At 31.0% G+C, this 19,118-nt stretch carries 16 protein-coding genes; 10 read left to right on the top strand and 6 right to left on the bottom strand.

Annotated elements, in window-relative coordinates; genetic code table 11:
- Positions 1-62 precede the first annotated feature (62 nt).
- The 5 genes from AB2B44_RS03025 (at position 63) to AB2B44_RS03005 (ending at position 7,748) form a co-directional block, all read left to right on the top strand.
- Positions 63-1,733 carry a POTRA domain-containing protein gene (locus AB2B44_RS03025; RefSeq protein ID WP_369048070.1) on the top strand — a complete coding sequence of 557 codons (1,671 nt, stop codon included), beginning with the start codon at positions 63-65 and terminating at the stop codon, positions 1,731-1,733.
- A gap of 88 nt (positions 1,734-1,821) precedes the next feature.
- On the top strand, positions 1,822-4,995 hold the full coding sequence (locus tag AB2B44_RS03020) for a SusC/RagA family TonB-linked outer membrane protein (protein WP_369048069.1): 3,174 nt from the start codon (positions 1,822-1,824) through the stop codon (positions 4,993-4,995).
- Positions 4,996-5,005: 10 nt separating this feature from the next.
- Positions 5,006-6,454, top strand: coding sequence for a SusD/RagB family nutrient-binding outer membrane lipoprotein (locus tag AB2B44_RS03015; protein ID WP_369048068.1), 1,449 nt, complete (start codon positions 5,006-5,008; stop codon positions 6,452-6,454).
- Positions 6,455-6,481: 27 nt separating this feature from the next.
- Entirely contained in the window at positions 6,482-7,216 is a 735-nt protein-coding gene (locus AB2B44_RS03010; RefSeq protein ID WP_369048067.1) for a BT_2262 family domain-containing protein, read from the top strand.
- 67 nt (positions 7,217-7,283) lie between these two features.
- Complete coding sequence (locus tag AB2B44_RS03005; protein ID WP_369048066.1) at positions 7,284-7,748, top strand: lipid-binding protein; 465 nt, start codon at positions 7,284-7,286, stop codon at positions 7,746-7,748.
- A gap of 166 nt (positions 7,749-7,914) precedes the next feature.
- On the opposite strand, the gene AB2B44_RS03000 is transcribed toward AB2B44_RS03005, so the two are convergent.
- On the bottom strand, positions 7,915-8,616 hold the full coding sequence (locus AB2B44_RS03000; protein ID WP_369048065.1) for a rhomboid family intramembrane serine protease: 702 nt from the start codon (positions 8,614-8,616) through the stop codon (positions 7,915-7,917).
- A 75-nt stretch (positions 8,617-8,691) separates the two neighbouring features.
- Here AB2B44_RS03000 and AB2B44_RS02995 point away from each other — a divergent pair, with 75 nt between their 5' ends.
- A complete protein-coding gene (locus AB2B44_RS02995; protein WP_369048064.1) occupies positions 8,692-9,963 on the top strand; it encodes a replication-associated recombination protein A in 1,272 nt (423 codons plus the stop codon).
- 10 nt (positions 9,964-9,973) lie between these two features.
- On the opposite strand, the gene AB2B44_RS02990 is transcribed toward AB2B44_RS02995, so the two are convergent.
- Positions 9,974-11,176 carry an aminotransferase class I/II-fold pyridoxal phosphate-dependent enzyme gene (locus tag AB2B44_RS02990; RefSeq protein ID WP_369048063.1) on the bottom strand — a complete coding sequence of 401 codons (1,203 nt, stop codon included), beginning with the start codon at positions 11,174-11,176 and terminating at the stop codon, positions 9,974-9,976.
- Positions 11,177-11,327: 151 nt separating this feature from the next.
- Here AB2B44_RS02990 and AB2B44_RS02985 point away from each other — a divergent pair, with 151 nt between their 5' ends.
- Positions 11,328-11,792 (top strand): Lrp/AsnC family transcriptional regulator, encoded by a 465-nt coding sequence (locus AB2B44_RS02985; RefSeq protein ID WP_369048062.1) that lies wholly within the window; start codon positions 11,328-11,330, stop codon positions 11,790-11,792.
- A 45-nt stretch (positions 11,793-11,837) separates the two neighbouring features.
- Here AB2B44_RS02985 and AB2B44_RS02980 read toward each other — a convergent pair whose 3' ends face one another.
- Positions 11,838-12,473: a YceI family protein gene (locus tag AB2B44_RS02980; RefSeq protein ID WP_369048061.1), complete on the bottom strand. Its 636-nt coding sequence runs from the start codon at positions 12,471-12,473 to the stop codon at positions 11,838-11,840.
- A 58-nt stretch (positions 12,474-12,531) separates the two neighbouring features.
- Positions 12,532-12,984: a D-aminoacyl-tRNA deacylase gene (dtd, locus tag AB2B44_RS02975; RefSeq protein ID WP_369048060.1), complete on the bottom strand. Its 453-nt coding sequence runs from the start codon at positions 12,982-12,984 to the stop codon at positions 12,532-12,534.
- A gap of 102 nt (positions 12,985-13,086) precedes the next feature.
- Here dtd and nhaC point away from each other — a divergent pair, with 102 nt between their 5' ends.
- A complete protein-coding gene (nhaC, locus tag AB2B44_RS02970; protein WP_369048059.1) occupies positions 13,087-14,556 on the top strand; it encodes a Na+/H+ antiporter NhaC in 1,470 nt (489 codons plus the stop codon).
- Between the two features lie 43 nt (positions 14,557-14,599).
- Here the strand turns inward: nhaC and AB2B44_RS02965 are convergent, their stop codons facing one another.
- Complete coding sequence (locus AB2B44_RS02965; RefSeq protein ID WP_369048058.1) at positions 14,600-16,567, bottom strand: putative porin; 1,968 nt, start codon at positions 16,565-16,567, stop codon at positions 14,600-14,602.
- A gap of 71 nt (positions 16,568-16,638) precedes the next feature.
- On the opposite strand from AB2B44_RS02965, the gene AB2B44_RS02960 reads away from it, so the two are divergent.
- Positions 16,639-17,238, top strand: coding sequence for a ribonuclease HII (locus AB2B44_RS02960; protein ID WP_369048057.1), 600 nt, complete (start codon positions 16,639-16,641; stop codon positions 17,236-17,238).
- A gap of 3 nt (positions 17,239-17,241) precedes the next feature.
- Here AB2B44_RS02960 and AB2B44_RS02955 read toward each other — a convergent pair whose 3' ends face one another.
- Complete coding sequence (locus tag AB2B44_RS02955; protein WP_369048056.1) at positions 17,242-18,612, bottom strand: saccharopine dehydrogenase family protein; 1,371 nt, start codon at positions 18,610-18,612, stop codon at positions 17,242-17,244.
- Between the two features lie 83 nt (positions 18,613-18,695).
- On the opposite strand from AB2B44_RS02955, the gene AB2B44_RS02950 reads away from it, so the two are divergent.
- Complete coding sequence (locus AB2B44_RS02950) at positions 18,696-19,088, top strand: DUF423 domain-containing protein (protein ID WP_369048055.1); 393 nt, start codon at positions 18,696-18,698, stop codon at positions 19,086-19,088.
- The last annotated feature ends 30 nt before the right edge of the window (positions 19,089-19,118 follow it).

Below are 19,118 nucleotides of genomic sequence, written 5' to 3'. Positions count from 1 at the left end.
GTGTTTTTTTTAAGCTGAATATGATTAATTTTAATGTATTTTAGCTTAAATTTTATATAATTTTGGCTCGGTTTAATACATTATGCGCATATCTTGTTTTTTTTATAGTACTTTCTAACAATGCTTTTGCTCAAAAATTAACACTTACCATTACGTCAAAAGATAGTTTAGATGCTATTTTTTTGAAAAAAATAAATTTTAAAAAAACACACTGGTCTGAAAAAAGTATCTATAGTGAACTAGATTCTGTTTCTGAAAATTTAAAACACTACGGATATTTTTTAAACGTGGTAGATAGCGTTAAAAAAAAAGATTCGGTATATTATTCTTATTTTACTTTAAATAAGAAAGTAGAAAAAGTAATTCTTTCAATTCCTTTCAATCAAGAAAAAATTATTGATTATCCAGTTAAAAATGGAATAATTGAGCTTGATATTGCAAACCTTAGTAATTTTTTAAAAACCACGTCAAATAAGTTAGAAAATCAAGGAAAATCTTTTTCAGAAGTAAAGTTAAAAAATATTAGGCTGAAACAGAATGTTCTTTTTGCAGACCTTAATATTAAACCGTCAAAAAAAAGAACTATTGATAGAATTATTGTAAAGGGGTATTCAAAGTTTTCTAAGTCGTATTTGTATCATTTTTTAAATATTAAAAAAGGTGTTACTTTTAATAAAGAAAAGTTAATTGAAATTTCGAAAAGTATTGAGTCGTTACCTTTTGTGTCAGAAATAAAATCGCCAGAAATACTTTTTAGTAAAGATTCTACCATATTATATCTTTATATTAAAAAAAAGAGAGCTAGTAGTTTTGATGGACTAATAAATTTTGCTTCAAAAGAAAATAGTAAAGGATTACTTTTTAATGGTTATATAAATCTACAGCTTAATAATAGTATTGATACTGGAGAGCAGTTTGAGTTGTTTTGGAAAGCAAACGGAGAAGAAAGACAGCAATTTAAAGTTTTAACAGATATCCCTTATATTTTTAACACTTCTTTTTCTCCAAATTTTTCCTTTACCATATATAAACAAGATTCTACTTTTTTAAATACAAAATTTCATTCTGCGATTGGCTATAATGTTAACGCTAAAACAACAATCTCATTAACTTACGATGCTGAGTCGTCAAATAGTACATTAAAAAATAATACTAATAATTTAATACAAGATTTTGACAATTCTTTTTTAGGGATTCAATTTAAATACCAATACGCGGCTAATGATACTTTTTTAAATAATAGGTTATATGTTAAAATAAATCCCTCATTTGGTAGTAGAACAGATAATAGTGTTAAAAATAATCAGTTTAAAATTGATTTTGAAGCCTCTTATTTATGGTTGCTTAATCAGAGAAATGCTATTTATGTTAGAAACGAAACGGGCTATTTAAATTCTGACAGTTATTTAACAAATGAATTATATAGAATTGGAGGGGTAAATTCTATACGAGGGTTTAACGAGCAAGCTATTGTTACGCCGCAATTTAGTTATTTAAACTTCGAATATCGTTATTTAACGTCGCAAAACTCATATGTATACTCGATTACTGATGTTGGAAATATAAAAACAATTAATGCTGAAAATAAAACGATTTACGGGTTGGGATTTGGGTATTTATTTTATCTAAAAAAATCCCAAATTAGTTTGGGATATGCGTTAGGTAAGGTGTCAGATTCAGATTTTAATTTAAATCAGTCTAAGCTTTTAATAAAGATTATTAGTTTTTTTTAAGTTAAAGCAAGCTATTTTTTTGTTAAAAAATTGTATATTTAAGATAATTTTAAGATTTTAGCGACTAATTAATTCAAATAATTATACAATGAAGACAAAGTTTAATGGAATTTTAACGCTATTACTGGCGTTGCTAGTGCAAATAACTTTTGCGCAAGAAAAGACGATTTCAGGTACTGTTGCTGACCAATCAGGTCCTCTACCTGGAGTTAATATCTTAAAAAAAGGCACTAACCAAGGGGTTAATACCGATTTTGATGGTAAATATACTATTAAAGCTAAAACGGGCGATGTGTTAGTGTTTAGTTTTGTTGGAATGAAAACCGTTGAAAAAACGGTTGGTGCATCTAATACTATTAATGTTGCTATGGTTAATGATGATGTTCTTGATGAGGTTGTGGTAACAGCGTTTGGGAATAAGCGTCAAGCTAAATCGTTAGGTTATGCAACAACAAAAGTGTCAAGCAAAGAATTAACAGAAGTTGCAAATTCAAACCCTTTAGAGTCTTTGTCTGGTAAAATTGCTGGGGTCGATATCTCATCTCCAGCTCAGCCAGGAGCTTCTACAAAAATTATTTTTAGAGGTTTTAGCTCTATTACTGGATCAAATAGACCTTTGTATGTCGTTGATGGGTCTCCTATTTTAGATCGGTCTTCTAGTAGTGTTGGGAGTACTAGTTCTTTTGATGCAGGAAGCGGTGTGAACGATATTGATCCTAATAGTATTGAGTCTATAAATTTTTTAAAAGGTGCAGCAGCAGCTTCGTTATATGGTTCGAGAGGCTCTAATGGTGTTGTAATAATAACGACTAAGAGGGGGAGGGATAAGTTAAAAGTAAGTATAGATTCTTCTGTTGATTTTTCTCAATTGTCAAGGGTAGTTCATGTTCAAGACTCTTTTGGTACGGGATGGTCAGCTAAATCATACTCTAATGTTGTAGGAGAAGGTTCTATGGCAGCTAGTAATGAAAATGGTTCTTGGGGGCCTAAATTTAATGGTCAAATTAGGCCGTGGAGTAGAATTGTTGATAATCAACAATTGATTAAACCGTATGTTTTTTTAAAAGATAATATCCGTGAATTTTATGATATTGGAAATTCTTTCAATAACTCTATTAACATAAGTGGCGGTAATGATAAGATAGATGCTTCTCTCACTTATTCTAGGTTTGATATTGATGGAATTATCCCAACCGATAGAGATAGTTATTTAAAAAATAATATAGGGGTTAATGCAGGTTTTGGTTCTGATAAATTTAAAATAAGAGTTAGTGGTAATTACTCTAATAAAGAACAAAAAGCTGTTCCAACTGGGCAAGGAGATGATGCAGGTTTTGGTAAATCGCTAGTTCAAGAAATGCTTCAAATACCAAACAATCTTAGTATTGTTGATATGCGGGATAGAAGTTTAGTGTTTAATAAACCTAGTTATTTTTATACACCTTATGCGGCAAATCCCTATGAAACATTAGAAAATAACAATGTTGCAATTGCAAAAGATCGTTTTTTTGGTAATGTTAATTTAAAATATCAATTAATGTCTAATTTGTCTGCGACACTTCAGATGGCGACGGATATCGATAATGAAGCAGTAAAAAGATGGGGGGCAATTGTAGAATACGACCCAGGTTCTCCGCAAGATAATGCGGCTGCTAATGGAGTAGTAGGGGCAGTAAATGAATCAAAATATACTAGTAAAGAATTTGATACATATTTAAATATTAATTATGATACTGAACTTAATGACAATTTAACTTTAGGTGCCCTAGCGGGATTAAATTATAATCAAAGAAAAGGAAATAGTTTGGCTGTAACTGTAAAAGATTTAGACTTGCCTAATTATTATGAGTTGTCTAACTCAGCATCTACTCCTACAGTTGAACAAAGCAATTATTTAAGGAGAGTTATTGGGGTATATGGACAAATTGAATTAGGATATTTAGACAGGTATTTTTTAACTTTGACAGCTAGAAATGATTTTTCTTCTACTTTACCATCTAATAATAATTCTTATTTTTATCCTTCTGCTACTCTTGCAGCAATTGTTTTAGATGATGGCAATCAATTTATAAAATTAAGAGGAAGTTGGGCTAGAATAGGTAATGATACTAATCAATACGAAGTTTTTTCAACGGCAGGGCAAGCAGTAAATGCAGCTTATTTTGGTGAGATATCATACCCTTTTGGGAATGTAAATTCGTATGAGATTTTTGGTAGGATTGAAAATCAAAATTTAAAACCTGAAATAACAGATGAAATTGAATTGGGTTTAGAAGGAAGGTTTTTTATGAATCGTATAGGTGTAGATTTATCACTATATCAAAGAAAAACAAAAGACCTAATAGTGCAATTGCCTGTTGCTAGATCTACGGGGTATTCTAATATTACGGGAAATTTTGTAGATTTAACAAATAAAGGGGTTGAACTAGCTCTTTCATTAACCCCGGTAAAAGTAAATAATTTTACGTGGGACTTGAATTATACATTTACGAAAAATTTAAGTAATGTAGACAAAGTTAAGAATGATGATCATAAGATTTCTATTTATTCAGCATATAATATAAGTTTTTATGCTGAAGAAGGTAAGCCTTTGGGAACTTTTTATGGTCCTGCTCCAGCTAAAACTGACGATGGAAAATATATTGCTAATGCCAATACAGGATATTATACTTATGACGGTGATGAGCAAGAATTAGGAAATTCTCAAAGAGATTTTGTTATGGGGTTAAAAAATACATTTACGTATAAAGATTTTAAGTTAGGAATGAGTTTAGATTGGAAACAGGGAGGAGAAATGTATTCTTATACAAAAAGGTTAAGTTATTTTGTTGGTAATGGGCAAGAAACGACGTATAATGACCGTAATCCTTGGATTATACCAAACTCTGTGGTTTCTGATGGTAAAGGGGGATATGTAGAAAATACGACTCCTGTTGCTTTTGAAGATGTTACAGCATTTTATAATGCTTCTCAAAATGAGGCAATTGAAGGCGACCATATAATTAGTAAAACTTTTGTAAGATTTAGAGATTTGTCTTTATCTTATAAGTTGCCTTCTAGATTTTTTAACGTTAAAAATAGTTTGGAATCTATTACGTTTTCTTTATATGGCAAAAACCTAGCTTTATGGACGCCTGGAGGCAATACATATGTTGATCCTGAAACGACAAGCTATGGTAGAGGAATTAGAAGTGAATTTGGTGAATTTGCGACTAATCCTTCTCAAAGATCCTATGGTGCTAGTGTTAAATTAACATTTTAAAAATTAAAACATGAAATTTTATAAAACAATATTAGGTTTAGTATTCTCAACAGTTTTTATACTTACTGCTTGTGATACAGATTTAGACATTAACAAAGATCCAGATTTATTAAACCCTAATCAAATACCTATGAATTCAGAGTTGCCTACGGCTATAACAGGTATTGCTGCTAGTTCTGGTTCGTATTACGCTTTAGCTGGTGGTTTTTGGAGTCAGTTTTGGTCTCAGAGTGCTGTGGCTAATCAGTATAAGTCGCTTGATGATTATTCCTTAAATGGAAGTAGTTCTATTGTTGAAGGAGGATGGTCGTCTATGTACGATGCTTTAACAGATATTAGAAATATTAAAAAGAATGCTTTGGCAGAAAACAACTGGAATTTTTATTTGGCAGCAACTACTTTAGAAGTTTATGCTTCTCAAATTCTAGTAGATTTTTTTGGAACCATTCCTTACTCAGAGGCTAATAATCCTGAAATATTAAACCCTAAATTTCAGTCTGGTGAAGATGTGTATGATATAATGGTGGCTGATTTAAAAGGAGCGTTAAGTAAAGATTTATCAACATCTGAAGGTAGTTTAATTGGTTCTGGAGATTTACTTTTTAGTGGTGATATGGATAATTGGGTAAAATTTGCTAATACTCTGTTACTAAAATTATATATGAGGCAATCTAAAGCAAGACCTGTTGTTGCTCAAGACGGAATTACTACTTTGATTAATTCTGGAGCAAAGTTTTTAGATGTTGATGTAGCTGTAACTCAATTTGTTGATGAAGATAGTAAGAGTAATCCTCTATATGAAACCGACAGAAGACAGTTAAATGTAGGAACAAATCTAAGGGCTAGTAGAACTTTAGGTAGTTTTTTACAAAATAATAATGACACTAGATTGTCTGATTTTTACGATGGTACTACTTTTCAGAATCAGGGTGATTATGATGATGGTTCTGCTACAGCTTCGGTAGTTATATTATCACCTACATCTCCTGTATATCTTCTGTCGGCTGCTGAGAGTTATTTTTTGCAAGCTGAAGCGGATGTTAGGTATTTTGGAGGTACAAATGCGAAGAGTTTTTATGACATGGGTGTTACAGCAGCTTTTAACCAATGGGGTAAATCTGTTGATGCGACAGGTTTTTTAACTACTGTATACGCATATCCAGGAGGAACAGATGAAGATAATATTAATGCTATTATTACTCAAAAATGGATAGCATCATTCCCGGGTAATGGGTATGAATCTTTCATTGAGCAAAACAGAACAGGGTATCCTAAAATTTCTAGTGTATCTCAAACAGATCCTACTTATGTTCCTGGTGAGTTTGCATATTCAGTTGAAGGAAAAACTGGAGGTAAATTTCCAAAAAGATTTGAGTACCCTCAAACAGAAAGACAAAGAAATACAAACGCTCCTAATGAGATAATTAAGATTACTGAGCCCGTTTGGTATGCTAAGTAAATTTATTAATTTAAAATTAAAGTAAAAATGAAAAAAATATTTGTAATATTGTTATCTGTCATAGGTTTGATTTCTTGTAAAGATAATTCAACAGAAGGTATTTCAACAATAACCAACTATCCAGTGATAACAATTAATGGAGATCAAGAGGTGTTTGTAACTCAGGGCTCAGTATATAATGATGCTGGGGCAGTATCAACGGAAGGAGAAACTGAAATAACTACAAACACATCATTTTCTAGTGGAGTTTATTGGGGTGCTGAAGGAATTGATACTGACAGCCCTGATTCTTACGTTGTAAACTATAGTGCTGAAAATAAAGACGGTTTTTATGGGAATGCTATGAGACACGTTTGGGTAGGCACTACAGGTGATTTGGTTAGTAGTATTGAAGGGATATATCTCTCTAGTATACAACGCGCCCCATCATTTGCATCATTATCACAGTATGATAATAAAAAATATGTAATTATAAAAAAATTGGGAGTAAATAAGTTTGAAATTTCTCATGCTGCAGGAGGGTACTATGATTATGGTCGAGGTTATGGACCAGATTACGCTGCTAGAGGAGCTGTTATTACTGTAAATTCTATGCTTACCAATGATTTTTCTATTAGTCAAGCAAAATTTCCTGTTTGGGGTAATACAGTTGATATTACTGATTTCAAGGTTGATTCTACTAATAAAACCATCACATTTACAGGAAATGCTAATTTTGGCAATGGAACCTTTAAAGTTCAATTAAAACAAGTTAATTTTTAAAAAAGTTATTATGTTATACAAATTAAAATATATAATATTATTTAGTTTATTTCTTTCATTCAGTGCCATGTTTTTTTCTTGTGATAAGACTGGAGATCCTGAAGTTGGAGGAACTGTATTACAAGAATTTTCAGGCGATTGGTGGGTTGTAGCTTTAAAGCCAGATGGGGTTACACCAGCCTATGGAGGGGATTATGTTCATTTTACGACATACAATACAGCTGCAAATGATAACACGTTATGGCTAGACGATAATAATCAATTTATGCAGATAAAATCTAAAGTATCAGTTGATATTAATAAAGAAACTTTTAATGGTCAAACTAATGCAGATGAAATTTATACGAAAGGTAAAGTTACTGTTACAGAGGGTAGTTTTTCTAGAAAGTCATATACAACAGCCAGTAAAACTGTTGTAGATGAAATAACTTTTAAAGCAGAATTTGACTGGGATCCAGGTACGGTTTATGTTTTTAAAGGACATAGAAGAACTGGTTTTGCTGAGGATGAAAACCCTCATTATAGTAATTAAAAATTTTTAAGTTATTTTACTAGTCACATTTAGAAAGCAAAAAGCCCTTGTAAATCAAGGGCTTTTTTGTGTATTTTAGTAGAAAAAAAACAAAATTAGGCAAAATAGTAAAAGTAGATTTAAAGTAAGAAAAGGTTATTTTTTAACGAAATAAGGGCGTAAAAATCTATTCCTTTTCTTTATAAAAATATTGGTAGTTTAAACTTTGTTGTTTTTCTTTTTCTTCAATATTAGGTGTGAAGTTTCCGTTTTCATCAAATAAATCATCGAAATCTGTTTTAACAAATTCAATATCTTTTTTTACAATACCTTCTTTTTTGTATAAAAAAGCAAAAAATAATCCCGTTAAAAAACCTGATAAATGTCCTTCCCAAGATAACTCTTCTTTAATAGGTAAAACATACCAAATCATGCTTCCGTAAAGAAAAATAACAATAAGCGATAAAGCAATTAATCGATAGTGTTTTTTTATAATGCCACTAAAAAAAATAAAGCTAAAAAGCAGGTATATAATTCCGCTTGCCCCTATGTGATAAGATGGTCTTCCTATCAACCAAGTAGTTATACCTGTTAAAAAAGTACCATAAAGTAGCACTTTCCAAGCAACTTTTTTGTAAAATAAAAAAAGACTGATTAATAAAACAATTAAGGGTGCCGAATTGTTAAATAAATGACGTGTGTCGCTATGAATAAATGGGGCAAAAATAACACCTTTTAATCCGCTAAAAGTTCTAGGGTAAATGCCAAACGTATTAAAATTCCATCCAAATTTAATTTCTAGCCAATACACGAACCAGCATATAAAAACTAGTAAAAAAGGAATACTAATAGTTTGATTTGTAAAACGAAGTTGTTTGTTTTCTTCCACTATATAAAAATAGCAAAAATACAACCAAAATAAAATGCCCGAACTTCTGTCAGAAATCTTTATTATTTTTACAAAATGAATGAACCTTTGGCAGAACGTATACGACCCAAAACTCTTGAAGACTATATTAGTCAACAACACTTGGTGGGTAAAAACGGCATTTTAACGAACCATATTAAACAAGGTATTATTCCGTCTTTAATTTTATGGGGGCCTCCGGGTATTGGTAAAACTACTTTGGCAAATATTATTGCGGTTGAATCTAATCGGCCTTTTTATACTTTAAGTGCTATTAACTCTGGGGTAAAAGATATTAGAGAGGTAATTGAAAAAGCCAAAAAAAGCGATGGTTTATTTACCCAAAAAAATCCTATTTTATTTATTGATGAAATTCATCGATTTAGTAAATCGCAACAAGACTCGTTGCTTGGAGCTGTAGAAAAAGGATGGGTTACGTTAATTGGCGCTACAACCGAAAACCCTAGTTTTGAGGTAATACCGGCATTACTTTCTCGTTGTCAAGTATATATTTTAAATGCTTTTGATAAAGATGATTTGATTGCACTTTTATACAGGGCAATGAAAAAAGATGAGGTTATTTCTCAAAAAAAAATTAAATTAAAAGAAACGGATGCGCTGTTGCAAGTTTCTAGTGGTGATGCTCGAAAGCTGTTGAATATTTTTGAGCTATTAGTTGCCTCTGAAGATAAGGTAACGATAACCAACAAAATGGTTTTAGAAAAGGTTCAAAAAAACACGGTGCGATATGATAAAACAGGAGAACAGCATTACGATATTATTTCGGCATTTATAAAATCGATACGAGGAAGTGATCCTAATGCAGCCGTATATTATTTAGCTCGTATGATTGAAGGAGGCGAAGATGTAAAATTTATTGCTCGACGTATGCTTATTTTGGCCTCTGAAGATATTGGTAATGCCAACCCAACCGCATTAATATTGGCTAATAACACTTTTCAAGCAGTGTCGGTAATTGGTTATCCTGAAGCACGTATTATTTTAAGTCAATGCGCTATTTATTTAGCCAATTCAGCAAAAAGTAATGCTTCTTATACAGCAATTGGTAAAGCGCAGCAAATGGTTCGAGAAACAGGAGATTTGTCTATTCCATTACATTTACGAAATGCGCCCACTAAATTGATGAAAGACTTAAATTACGGAGAAAATTACCAATATGCGCACAACTATTCTAATAACTTTGTTACACAAGAATTTTTACCTAAAGAAATTAATAATACTGTTTTTTATGAGCCTGGAGATAATCCGAGAGAAAATCAGTTTAGAGAGCTTTTAAAAAAACGTTGGAAAAATAAATATGGGTACTAAATAGTGTTTGTTATTTTAGTACGCCTGTTTTTATCATACATTCTTTAATTAACATATAAGTGCGCTTAATATCATTGTCTAATCCGATAGAGAAACGAATTAAACCGTCTGTTAATCCCATTTCTTTTTGTTCTTTTTCAGGAATTTCTGAAGATGTTGATGTTCCTGGAGCTGAAAATAATGTTTTATAAAATCCTAAACTTACGGCTAAATACCCAAGGTTTTCATGTTGCATGAGTTCCATTAACGCATTGGCTTTTGTTAACGAACCTACATCAATTGTAAGCATGCCTCCAAAGCCATATTCTTTATTCATCATCATTTTGTAAACCTCATGAGATGGATGCGATGTTAACCCAGGGTATACTGTTTTTAAACCATCAGCTTCAAATTTTTCAGCTAAAAAAGCAGCATTTTTACTATGTTGTTTCATGCGAATGTGTAGGGTTCGCATATTTTTTAAAATAGAAGAAGCACGAAAACTATCCATGGTAGCTCCTAAAAGCATACAAGCTCCGTCATTAACGTTTCGTAACGAATCGATAAACTCTTGAGAGCTGCAAATTACCCCTCCTACAGTATCAGAAGAACCATTAATAAACTTGGTTAAACTATGTATAACTACATCGGCGCCTAATGTTATGGGTGAAATAGATAAAGGTGAAAAAGTGTTGTCAATTACTAGTTTTAAACCGTATTTTTTTGCTAAAGCAGCTAAGCTTTTAATATCTGAAACTTCTAATAGTGGGTTACTAACCGATTCACAATAAATTACTTTTGTGTTTTTGTTGATTGCTTTTTCTACAATGTCAAGTTTGGTAATGTCTACAAAAGAAGTTTCGATATTTATTTTTGGGGTAAAGTTTTTTAAAAAGGCATACGTACCGCCATAAATTGTTCTACTTGATACAATATGGTCACCAGCACCACAAATTTGCAATAAGGTTGAAGTTATTGCTCCCATACCTGAAGCTGAAACATTGGCAGTTTCTGTGCCTTCCATGGCAGCTAATGCTTCGCCTAAATATAAATTTGAGGGAGATGAATGGCGAGAATATAGGTAGCACCCATCGGCATTGCCTTCAAAAGTATCAAACATTGTTTTTGCTGATAAAAAGGTATAGGTAGAAGAGTCAGAAATAGAAGGGTTAACTCCTCCAAATTCTCCAAAATATTGTAAATCTTGTATGTTGTTTGCTGGTTTAAATTCCATAATAGATATTTTTAATGCAAAAAAATTGTTTTTACGATTAAAAATCAATCATATATTATTTAAATAGATTTATTTTTTATAATTTAGTATTTATTTAGAATATAAAACTAATAAATTATTAATTTGTTAGTTTTAATAGAAAAAGAATCAGATGCCTTTATATTTAGATGCAATAGATAAAAAGCTTTTAAATCTGTTACAAAAAAACAGTAAACAAACAACCAAACAGTTGTCTTTAGAGTTAAATCTATCGGTAACAGCGGTATATGAGCGTATAAAAAAATTAGAAAAAAATAAGGTTGTTAAACAGTATGTGGCTTTGTTAGATAAAAATAAAATTAACAAATCGCTGCTGGTTTTTTGTCATATTAAGTTGTTGCAACACTCGAGAGAATATTTGTATGTTTTTGAAAAAGAAGTGCTAGAACTTGAAGAGGTTTCAGAATGCTTTCATGTTAGTGGAGACTATGATTATATTTTAAAAGTATATGTAAATGATATGAAAGCGTATCGAGATTTTATGGTAAATAAAATCACTACCCTAAAACATATTGGTAGCACACACAGTATTTTTACCATAAATGAAATAAAAAATTCTACTGCTATTTCGGTGTAAAAACAAGTTTAACAGTACTGTTAAACTTGTTTTGTGTCGTTAACTTTATTTTTTTGTTTTAACGGTAAAAGAAAGCTCTATTAAATCGTCAATAAACTTATCTTTTAAATTGTCGAAAAACGACTTAGAGCCATATTTAACGTTAAAATCTGCTCTGTTAATAGTAAAAATGTCACTGGCAAAAGTAGTTATACCATTATCTTCGCTTATGGTTGCGGGTATTGTAATACTTTTGGTAATGTTTTTAATAGTTAGGTTTCCAGTAACTTGTAGTTTATTGTTTTTAATTTCAGTAGAAGCAATTACAAATTTAACTGTTGGGTATTTTTCAACATCAAAAAAATCGGCAGATTTTAGGTGATTCACTAGCTTTTGATTGTATTTTTCATCTTCGATATCTAAACATTTAATTGTAGTTAAATCAATTACAAAATCACCCCCTTTTACCATGCCATCTTTTGTTACTAATGCTCCTTCTTTTAAGGCTACAGAGCCGTTATGTGAGCCTGTAGGCTTGGTTCCTTTCCAAGTTATAATAGAGTTTGTTGTGTCTACATTATTTGGTACGGTTACTTCTTTAATTGCCACCTTTTCTTTTGCCGCTATTTTTTCTTTTTTTTCTGTTTTACAAGCGCCAAAAGCTAGTGTTACAATACTTATTAAAAAAAATATTTTTCTCATTTTTTATTTCTATTTTTAGATTTGATAAATGTAAATATATAAAATATTTATTAGGTTTTTATTTTTTGTCTTTGGTGTCTATTATTATGGTTATAGGGCCATCATTAAGTAGTTCAACTTTCATGTCTGCTCCAAATTTTCCTGTTTGTACTTTTTTATTCGTATTTTTTTCTAGGTTAGTTATAAAAGCTTCATATAAAGGAATTGCAACATCAGGTTTAGCGGCTTTAATATAACTAGGTCTGTTGCCTTTTTTGGTAGAGGCGTGTAAAGTAAATTGACTAACCACAATAATTTCTCCGTTAGTATCTAATAATGATTTATTCATTATCTGTTGTTCATCATTAAAAATACGTAGATTAATAATTTTTTTAACTAACCATTGAATATCATCATGAGTATCTTCGTTAACAATACCTAAAAAAATTAATAATCCATTTTTAATATCTGCTATTTTTTTCTTTTCAACGGTAACATTTGCTTTTGATACTCTTTGTAATGCGACTTTCATATTAAATTTCTTTTAATAGTAACAAATACAACAAAAGTAATAAAGAGTTTTGATTTGCGTAACTGTTGGTAAAATCGTAACATTACGCCAAATAAGTATAGTATGCAAGACGATAAAACCCTACTAGAGTCAAATTCAAAAATAAAAATAACTTTTTTTCAAGCCCTTATTCCAATTATTGTTTTGGTCGCTTTTTTAGGCTATAATGTGTTTATTTATGGCGATAGTGCTACATCAGGACCTAATCAATTTGCGTTAATATTGGCTGGTTGTGTGGCTGCTGTAATAGGATTTTCAAAAAGGATACCGTATAACGATTTACTAGAAGCGGTAATAGAAAATGTAAAATCTACGGGGTCGGCAATTTTTATTTTATTAATGGTTGGCGCTTTGGCAGGCACATGGTTAATAAGCGGTATAATTCCTACGATGATATATTATGGATTAGAAATTTTGCATCCTACTTTCTTTTTAGCGGCAGCATTAATTATTTGTTGTGTTATTTCGTTAGCAACAGGTAGTTCTTGGACTACAACCGCAACCATTGGTATTGCATTAATGGGTATAGGAAAAGCTTTAGGGCTACCAGCAGGAATGATTGCTGGAGCCATTTTATCGGGAGCTTATTTTGGTGATAAAATGTCTCCTTTAAGTGATACTACAAACTTAGCACCAGCTATGGCAGGAACTGATATTTTTACCCATATAAAATATATGGCTTATACAACCATTCCTTCAATTATACTAACATTGTTAATTTTTATTGTTTTGGGCTTTCAGTTTAATACCACTAATATTCAAGATTCGATGGTTTTAAAAGATAGTATACAAAATACGTTTAATGTAACCCCAATGCTATTTATTGTTCCAATTATTGTAATTATAATGATTATTAAAAAAGCAAAACCGTTAGTGGCACTTTTTATAGGAACTGTTTTAGCAGGAATTTTTGCAATTATTTTTCAACCTGAAATTATTATGAAAATAACAGGAGCAACCGAGTTTAATGTAAATGTTGCCTATAAAGCAGTAATGAATGCAATGACTGACAGTGTTTATATTCCTTCAGGAAATGAGTTGTTAGATAAAAACGAATTATTTTCTTCGGGTGGAATGGGCGGAATGTTACCCACCATTTGGCTTATTTTATGTGCTATGTTTTTTGGAGGTATTATGCAAGAAATAGGGGCTTTACAAAAAATAAGCGATTCGTTATTAAAAGTTGCTAAAAGTACATTTGGGCTGTTTGCCAGTACTACATTTACCTGTATTTTCTTTAACGGAACCGCAAGTGATCAATATTTAGCTATTGTGGTACCTGGTAAAATGTATCAAAAGGCTTTTAAAGATAGAGGGTTGGCACCAGAAAATTTAAGTAGAACACTTGAAGATTCTGGAACAGTAACTTCTATTTTATTTCCATGGAATACCGGCGGGGCTTATCAATCTAAAACCTTAGGTGTAGGTACTGGAGAATATATTGGATATGCTTTTTTTAATATCATTAGCCCTTTAATGACACTTATTTTTGCCTATTTTAATATTAAAATACGACGATTGGTAAAAAAATAAAGCGGTATTATTTTTCTGCTTGACAAAAGTTAAAATTCACAGGTTAAATAAACCAGTTCCAAACAACACCAAAACGAATGGTGAAATCACGATAAGGATAATTAGGTGCCGAAAAATAATTTTTCTTACTAATATCTGAAGTAACGTTATCAATTTTAAAATAAATACGCGTTCGTCTAACACGAGCATTAAAAAAGGCATCAAAAACGGGGTAGCCAATATTTGTGTCGTTTTGTAGCTGAAATTCGGCTAATAGGGGGTTATAAGCATTTGCTTTATATTTAGTAAAGTATTTAAAGGTAACGCCTATATTTACAAATAGGGGGGCGCCTTTAAACCACGAGTCGTTATAATAAAAAGTATTTCTAGTTACAAATTCAGGAACTCTAAAAACGTTATTCCCGCTAGTTACATTTTGATACATTAACGTATTATCTAAAGCAAATTTGCCAAATCTAAACTCTTTTGAAATTTTAGCTTTTAGGTAATTGATGTTTTTTGAATATTGCTCGGGTTTTCCTTCAGTATTAAAATACACATAATCATCAATATTAGTAACATCTAAAGAGGCGTTTCCCCATTTAGACTCAAATACACCGCCTAAATTTTGTGTATTTACTTTGCTAAAATTATTTTGCCAATTAAAATTGTTATAGTTGCTTTGGTATAATAGGGTGTTAAAATTAGGTGATTTAGAGTTGATAATTAATCTTCCTTTTAACATAAATAAACTATCTTTTTTATAGAAAGCTTCACCACGAAAATCACTGCCCGATAAACGAGCACTTCCTGGGGTAAGCGTAGCACTTGCATTTAGATAAAATTGATTAATCTTTGCATTCCAATTTGCGCCAAAACCAATAGCATTTCCTTTTAATTTATTTTTATCAACATCTGGGTAAGCATTAATATTTATCAATTCATTATACCCGTATGAGTAATTGGTATAATTGGTTTTTACTTTAAATCTACCTAGAATGTATTTTGAATTAAATTCTAAAAAAAATGCATTATTAAATAATTGATAATTTACAGTGTTTTCAATGCCGCTTGATTTATTTGTATCTCCAAAAAAATCGGTAGTAGCAGTGGTTTGTTTAAATTTATAAAATTGATTATCGAGCAAAACGCTTTGACCTAATTTTAGATTAGAAAATTCTTTCTGTTGTAAACTGTCTTTGGTTGAAAATAATTTAAAAGTATGTTCAAAATAGTATCGTTTATCGTCTAATAAATTTTCAGCATTATCTAGATTTACATCTAACCTACCCCTATTTTTTGAAAATACAGGGTCGTTTTCGGTAAAAGCTTTTAAAGAGGTTTCGGTTAATCCGCCATTTTCTTGATTGGTTAAATCTTGCATTACCACTTGCCCTTTTATAGTGTATTGTTTTTTAGGAGTGGTATAATGAAACGAAGACCTAAAATTGCCTTGGCTAGCTAATGAACGACGATACTGCCCCAACGACCGAATACCTTTGTAGGCTAATGATACGTTAAATCGTCGCGAAAAATTTAGCGTGAAAAGGGCATCGAGTACTTGCCCTTGTTGAAGCCCTGTTTTATATAAAATTTCAGTTGTAGGAGTCGGAACTTGATAATAATTTATATCTTCTAGATTGTAATAGTTAAAGCGTTTTGCTCTAAAACCAGCAAGAGGCAATTGTTTGATGTTTGAAAAATCGTACCCTAAATTATTAAACGTTTGTCCTTGGTTATTAAAAGGAATTAACTCAAAATCATCTTTTCTTAAAAAATTAAATTTGTATTCTTTTTGTATTGTAAGAGTGGTATCAACAACAGTTGTATCGCCTTTAAAAGAGATAATTTTATAATCGGTATATTTTGTTTTTCCGCTAAGTTTTACATCAATTTCATTATCGGGTAAAGAATCGGTGTTTCTATTTATAGAGTTATCTAAATTTTGAAAACCATCATCAATTTGTCTTATTTGACTAAATAAAACTTGAGAAATGGTTAAATAAAAAACTATAAAAAGAATTTTCTTCATAACAGCAAATGTAAAATAATTAAACGAAAAAAAAATCAGTCAGTTTTTATTGAAAATTGTTAATTTGTATTATGTTAAAATTAAATTACAGCGGATTTTTTTTAGAGGCGGGTACCGATGAGGCAGGTAGAGGTTGTTTGTCGGGACCTGTTGTTGCGGCAGCGGTTATTTTGCCTAAAAATTTTGAAAACGAGCTACTTAACGATTCTAAACAACTTACCGAAAAAGAACGTGAAAAATTACGTTTGTTTATAGAAAAAACGGCTTTAGCTTATGCTGTTTCGTTTGTGTATCAGCAAGAAGTTGATCAAGTTAATGTTTTACAAGCGTCTATTATGGGAATGCACCGCTCTATAGATGAGCTAAGTATAACTCCAGAATTTATAATTGTTGATGGTAATAAGTTTAAACCGTATAAAAATGTTCCGTATCAAACCATTGTAAAAGGCGATGCTAAATTTATGAGTATTGCGGCAGCATCAATACTAGCGAAAACATATCGAGATGAATATATGAAAAAAATTCATCAAGAATTTCCACAGTATAATTGGCAACAAAATAAAGGTTACCCAACTAAACAACATCGAGAGGCAATTAAACAATTTGGGGTTACACCCCATCACAGAAAAACGTTTAAGCTATTGCCAGATCAGTTAAAATTTAATTTTTAAAATTTATCCAACTACATTTTCTGGATTATATCCTAAATAAGGAACTTTTTTTTCTTTAAAAATTATTCCGTGTTCTTCTAATTCTTTTAAAATGGGTTCGTACACCTCTTTTCGAATGGGCAATTGAACTCCTGGGGTTGTAATTTTACCATTTAAAATACGTAAGGTTGCTATGGCTACAGGTAGCCCTACTGTTTTAGCCATTGCGGTGTATGTTTGGTCTTCACCTAAAATAACCATACTGCTTTCTATCTGGTTTTTTTTGTTGTTATGTAGGTAGCCAAATTTATGATGCATAACAATCATATCTTTATCGTGGGGTTGTAACGACCACTTGTCGGTTAGTATTTTTTGAAGAATTTGTGCAGGCGTAGCATTTTTTATGCCTACTTTTTTATGGCGATTAAAAATATCGAGCTCTAAAAATTTATCCCACATAATATCATCTTGGTCAATTTTTAGGTATAATCTAAATTTTAACTCAACAGAATCTGTAGGGCTGTATGCCAAAAACAAATTGGTAAAATCGCGATAACTCATGTTTTCAGAATTTTCTATAGTATAACTATCATCGGTCATGCCAAGTTGCACAAAAATATTCCATGCTTTAGAAAACCCTACCTTTCTAATGGTACCTCTGTACATAGTAGGTATATTATCTAAACCATACACACTACGGTATTTTAGAGAGTCACGATTTGCATAGGCTTCAAACTTACCGTATTCTTCTATAGTTAAAAATTCGGTTCTTCTAAATAATTTCTGATAGGGTATGTATTTATAAGTACCTTCTTGAATAAACTTGGCGGCGCCTCCATGACCAGCTAAAACTACATTTCTTGGGTTCCAAGTAAATTTGTAATTCCATAAATTGGTGTCACTTTCAGGAGCTACTAATCCGCCAGTAAACGATTCAAATAAAAGCATTTCACCGCCTTTTTTTCTTATATTATCTATAACTTGCATTGCGCTCATGTGGTCAATTCCTGGGTCAAGACCAATTTCGTTCATAAAAACTAAACCTTTAGCAATTACTTGCTTTTGCAAAGCTTCCATTTCTTTAGAAATATAAGAGGCGGTTACCAAGTGTTTATTGTAAGTAACACAATCTTTTGCAACTTCTATATGAAATTGAGCCGGTAGCATTGATACAACAATATCTGCATTTTGTATTTCGGTGTGCCGTTGTTTTTGGTTAAAAACATCAAATAAAATAGCTTTACCGTTTGGGTGATTATTAATTTTTTCTTCTGCGTTTTCTATAGAGATATCACCGAGGGTAATAAATAATTCTTCTTTTTTAGACTTGTTTAATAGATATTGTATTAGAGAAGAACTAGATCTTCCTGCTCCAATTACTAAAATATTTCTCATAATTTAAAAAACACTATTTTTGTTGTCGTTTAATGATTAGCAATATCGGTAAAAAAGTTTATTTTTAAATAAAAACTCAAAAAATGCATAAAAACCTAACAATCACTTCCTTACTAGGGGCTTTAGCTGTTGTTTTAGGGGCTTTTGGAGCTCATGTTTTAAAAGCTAAATTGTCATCAGAGGCATTGCAAAGCTTTGAAACGGGTGTAAGGTATCAAATATATCATGTGTTTGCCTTATTGATTGTAAATATTTATAATGGTTTTAGTCAAAAACAAAAAAATAAAATAAGCTATTTTTTCTTTGCAGGAATAGCGTGTTTTTCGGGGTCGATTTATGCAATTTATTTATTAAATATTCCTGCTAAAAAAATATGGTTTGTAACTCCTTTAGGAGGTGTTTTATTTATAATAGGATGGTTATTATTGGCTTTTAGCTTTTATAAAAACAGTTCTAAAAATAGTAGAATAAACTAAAAATAGATTTTTTTGTTTAAAAATTATACT

Source organism: Tenacibaculum sp. UWU-22 (assembly GCF_041021355.1).
Taxonomy (GTDB): domain Bacteria; phylum Bacteroidota; class Bacteroidia; order Flavobacteriales; family Flavobacteriaceae; genus Polaribacter.
Note: the sequence above shows the minus strand (reverse complement) of the source record. Positions and strands in the feature narration are given on the sequence as shown.